Annotated in this window: 1 protein-coding gene; it reads right to left on the reverse strand. The window is 66.2% G+C overall.

The genetic code is table 11. The features are described 5' to 3' along the window. Positions 1-902: IS481 family transposase (locus AN215_RS00080; RefSeq protein ID WP_070031075.1), on the reverse strand; the 902-nt coding region annotated here is incomplete at its 3' end. Between the last annotated feature and the right edge of the window lie 100 nt (positions 903-1,002).

The raw sequence follows: 1,002 nt of genomic DNA on the forward strand, positions 1-1,002 counted from the left end.
AGTGCTGTGTGGCATCGGTGGTGGTTGTAGGTGTGCAGGAAGCTGTCCAGTGCGGCTGTGCGCTCTGCGTTGCTGGCGTAGGGCTGTTGGTAGGCCCATTCATCGAGAAGGGTGCGGTTGAAGCGCTCGACCTTGCCGTTGGTCTGTGGCCGGTAGGCGCGGGTGCGCTTGCCCGTCGCGCCGAGATCGGTCAGAGCCTGCTGGAACAAGCTGCTCTTGCGGTAGGACCAGGCGTTGTCGGTCAGCACCCGCTCGATGCGGCGGATGCCGTGGTGGGCAAAGTGGGCGGCCGCTCGGTAGAGGAAGCCGGCGCATGTGGCTGCCTTCTCATCGGTGTGGACCTCGCTGTAGGCCAGGCGGCTGTGGTCATCGACGGCGGAGTGGATGTAATCGAAGCCGACACCGGTCTTGGTGAGCCGGCTCTCGGCCCGGCCGTGGACACGCCAGCCGCCGCCATCGGGGATACGTCCGAGCTTCTTGACATCGACGTGTACCAACTCGCCGGGAGCCGCGCGTTCGTAGCGTCGGATCACGGTTCCAGTGGGTCGGTCCATCCAGGCCAGCCGGTGCAGACCATGCCGCGTCAGTATCCGGTGAACGGTCGAGGCGGGCAGGCCCAGGATCGGCCCGATCCTGGCCGGTCCCAGCTTGCGGATCCGGCGCAGTTCGCACACCCGGGCCTCGTCTGCGGCCGGGGTGCGACGCGGCGTGGTGTGCGGTCGGCTGGAGCGGTCGTGCAGCCCTGCTTCGCCCTCCCGGCGCCAGCGGCGGACCCACTTGTGGGCGGTGACCCGGGAGATCCCCATCGCACCCGCAACATGAGCGACGGGACAGCCGGAACGGACACGATCGACCAGCAGCCGCCTGCCATGAACAGTCAGACGGGCATTACGGTGGGACACGAAGACCTCCCTGCGGTGCAGTCCTTAGACAGCTCCACCACAGCGGAGGTCTTCGCTATTGATCAAGACCCCAGAGTTAACAACGCTCATGATCAATACA

The sequence above is a fragment of the Streptomyces abyssalis genome (genome assembly GCF_001751365.1).
GTDB lineage: Bacteria > Actinomycetota > Actinomycetes > Streptomycetales > Streptomycetaceae > Streptomyces > Streptomyces abyssalis.